At 32.4% G+C, this 3044-nt stretch carries 6 protein-coding genes; 4 read left to right on the top strand and 2 right to left on the bottom strand.

All coding sequences use genetic code 11. The features are described from left to right. From IBX42_RS11880 to IBX42_RS11865, 4 genes are all read left to right on the top strand, one after another. A partial coding sequence (locus IBX42_RS11880; protein ID WP_294933145.1) for an NnrS family protein occupies positions 1 to 383 on the top strand: 383 nt, incomplete at its 5' end. A 182-nt stretch (positions 384 to 565) separates the two neighbouring features. Then, positions 566 to 688, top strand: coding sequence for a hypothetical protein (locus tag IBX42_RS11875; RefSeq protein WP_294933144.1), 123 nt, complete (start codon positions 566 to 568; stop codon positions 686 to 688). Positions 689 to 694: 6 nt separating this feature from the next. After that, a complete protein-coding gene (locus IBX42_RS11870; RefSeq protein ID WP_294933143.1) occupies positions 695 to 1000 on the top strand; it encodes a type II toxin-antitoxin system RelE/ParE family toxin in 306 nt (101 codons plus the stop codon). Positions 1001 to 1017: 17 nt separating this feature from the next. Further along, positions 1018 to 1194: a hypothetical protein gene (locus tag IBX42_RS11865; RefSeq protein ID WP_294933142.1), complete on the top strand. Its 177-nt coding sequence runs from the start codon at positions 1018 to 1020 to the stop codon at positions 1192 to 1194. A 99-nt stretch (positions 1195 to 1293) separates the two neighbouring features. Here the strand turns inward: IBX42_RS11865 and IBX42_RS11860 are convergent, their stop codons facing one another. Together IBX42_RS11860 and IBX42_RS11855 are read right to left on the bottom strand one after the other, a co-directional pair. Further along, positions 1294 to 2403, bottom strand: coding sequence for a hypothetical protein (locus IBX42_RS11860; RefSeq protein ID WP_294933141.1), 1110 nt, complete (start codon positions 2401 to 2403; stop codon positions 1294 to 1296). 8 nt (positions 2404 to 2411) lie between these two features. Beyond that, a partial coding sequence (locus tag IBX42_RS11855; RefSeq protein WP_294933140.1) for an MBOAT family O-acyltransferase occupies positions 2412 to 3044 on the bottom strand: 633 nt, incomplete at its 5' end.

Raw genomic sequence — 3044 nt, 5'->3', positions numbered from 1 at the left:
TCTATCTAAGTCTTATATATGTACTTTTGGGGCTCGGTTACGCCATGATGGGCTACAGCATCCTTTCAAATGAAGTTGAAAATATCACTCACTTCAGACACTTCATAACAAGCGGCGGCTACGGTCTTGCCTATCTGATGGTCATGATAATCATCGGCTGGATTCACACAGGACGCCATCTCACTTCAAACATTTACACGCATCTTATGGTCGGACTAATAGTTGTTGCAACGCTCATGCGCAGCGCTATAGCCTTCTATCCAGAGTATTCAAGCCAACTCTATCTCTACTCGGCAATCTTATGGAGTGTACCTTTTATGCTTTACGCTAAGGTCTTTTTTGGGTTTTTAACGGCTCCAAGAGCAGACGGCATAAAGGGGTAATGCTCTTTTTTTCTCGTTCCCAACTACAAGTTGGGAACGAGAAAAAAGATTTGTTAAAATCAGATATAATATTGCCAATAAAATCAAAGGATTATTAAATGACTTTACATTTAAATGCTTCTGAGAGTGCATCTAAAAGAATATTATCTTTTTTAGAATCTTTAACCAAACAAGGTGAATCTGTGGAAATTATAGATAATACAGTTTATAAACTTGAAAAAGCTGGAATCTTAAGAGGCTTAGAGCAGGTTGAGAATGGGAAGATATACTCATCAGATGAACTTATTGAAGAGCTAAATAAATAAATTTTGATGAAAGTAAACTTTTCTCATGATTCTAAAGAATTTATATTTAAACTTAGAGATTATATTTCAAAAGACACTCCTTCTCGTGCGACACAATACACTACAAAATTAGTATCAAGAATAAAGGATATGCTTCAGCATCCTTATGTCGGCAAAATAAATACTACATTTGATGATGAAACCATTCGCGAGATTGTTTTAGATGGAATAAAAATAATTTATAAAATATATCCAAAAAGTGTAGCCGTGTTAATGATTTATAGATATATTGACTTTGATGAATCAAATATTGACACAGAAAATTCTCTGTGATAACAGAAAAGTATCTTATGGTAGCTCTTATAGTTATCGCCTCGCTTATACGCAGCGCTATAGCCTTCTATCCAGAGTATTCAAGCGAACTCTATCTCTACTCGGCTATCCTCTGGAGTGTACCTTTTATGCTTTACGCTAAGGTCTTTTTTGGGTTTTTAATGGCTCCAAGAGCGGATGGGATTAAGGGCTAGGAAGCTCTCGCTCCTATCGTTCCAGCGTAGGAATGCATATTTCAGCCACAAAAGTTATGTAGGCATTCCCAGCTACAAGTTGGAAATGAGGAAAAAAATCTACTCTAGTTTTGATGCATCATAGGCTTTGATTTGGTTTTTTAGATTTTCTAAGTGAGTGTCGATATTTTCTTTCGTGACTAATACGCCGAAATCTTTTGGAACATCAACTGTTTGGTCGTTGAAGATTTTAGCCATTACCACACCAGTCATTTCAACCCGCAAATGAGAACTATCCCAATAATTATTTTTGTTTGTACTAATAGAATTATGTCCTGTAAAGTCTATAAAATCAGTTATTTTTATGAGTTCTTTTTTAAAAAATTCAAATTCATCAAAATATCCAGCTGAATAAATTGCATCAAAATGTTCACTATACATTGGTGGAATAAACACAAAAAGTTTTATATCATTAGTTTTGCATAGTTTGATTATATTTTTGAAATAATTTAAATATTCATACGAAAATTGATAATTTTTATAAATGCCAGTATGAGGTTTAAAATAACTTTCTATAGATTTTTTAATCTGTTTTTCCAATTTTAATGTACCGGTTTTTTCTTGCTCAATAAAATTGATATAGTCTCTCATGCCATTAGCTAAGTAATTTGCTTCTGTGTCTTGGCGATTTAAAATATTTTTTCCAATAACAATAGCACTTTTAACTAATGTTTCAGCATTAAAGTATAGATCATAATTTGTAATATTCTCAAAATTCGTAATTTTATTTTCCAAATCATAAAACTCTTGAAAATCATTCTTGATAATTCGATTTTTATTAAATGCCATAAAATCGATTCCATAGACAAGATATTTTATATCATTAAAATTTTTGGCATATTTGAAAAATTTATTTTGAATAATGGTATTTGATCCAGGATATTCAAGATTAAATGTATTTGACTTTAAATAGTTATTTACTATCTCAGGGTTCATCACACCTATTCTTGATGTTCCAAGCATAATAGTATCAAATTTGCCACTTTCTAGCAGATTGGCTTTAAATCTTGTAGTAAGAGATGTATTTGAAATTTTTTTTGAATTTAATCTTTCAATTTTTATCAAATTATTAAATCCATACGGGTCAACCACATAATTCACACCGCCAACAAATCCAACAATCAAAAACGCAAACAGTCCAACAAAAGCTATAAATTTTTTACTACTCATTAAAAACCTTAAAAATTAAAATATAAAAATTCGCTCACTTTTGTAAGCGATAAGATGCCAAATGAGAGCAAAAACGCAGTAAAAACCGCGACTTTTTTATTTGGAGTGAAAGATTTCATTTTTTGCATTGAGTTTTTGAAAAGTAAGATAATGATAAAAGCAAAAATACAAAAAGGAACTAAAGATTTACCGCCATCGTTATCAATATTTGCAACCCATCCACCAAATGTAATCCCATAATCTTGTAAAAATGCCAATTTTGTTGATAATGGATTTGGTAAAACTACATTACTCAAACTAAACATTGACGATAGTACCTTCAGTGCGTCTTCCCACTCTTTAGCTCTAAAAAAGACCCATGTGATGTTGATAAAGTTAAAAGTGATAAACCATGCCAGTACTCTTGGTATGTGGAAATTGTATTGGCTCCAAACTCTGTGAAGTACTAAAGCCAATCCATGTAAAAATCCCCAAAAGACAAATGTCCATCCTGCGCCGTGCCAAATTCCACCAAGGAGAAAAGTTGCCATTAGGTTTACATGTGTTCTATACTCTCCATGTCTGTTTCCGCCAAGAGGAATGTAAGCATAATCTCTTAGAAATCTACTAAGCGTGATGTGCCATCTTCTCCAAAAATCTTT

The sequence above is a fragment of the Sulfurimonas sp. genome (assembly GCF_014859695.1).
Classification (GTDB): domain Bacteria; phylum Campylobacterota; class Campylobacteria; order Campylobacterales; family Sulfurimonadaceae; genus Sulfurimonas.
The sequence above is the reverse complement of the archived record's forward strand: the minus strand, read 5'-3'. Positions and strand labels throughout refer to the sequence as shown.

Coding starts and splice junctions, on each gene's coding strand:
- IBX42_RS11870 (WP_294933143.1), top strand. CDS start 695: ATGAAAGTAAACTTTTCTCATGATTCTAAAGAATTTATATTTAAACTT.
- IBX42_RS11865 (WP_294933142.1), top strand. CDS start 1,018: ATGGTAGCTCTTATAGTTATCGCCTCGCTTATACGCAGCGCTATAGCC.
- IBX42_RS11860 (WP_294933141.1), bottom strand. CDS start 2,403: ATGAGTAGTAAAAAATTTATAGCTTTTGTTGGACTGTTTGCGTTTTTG.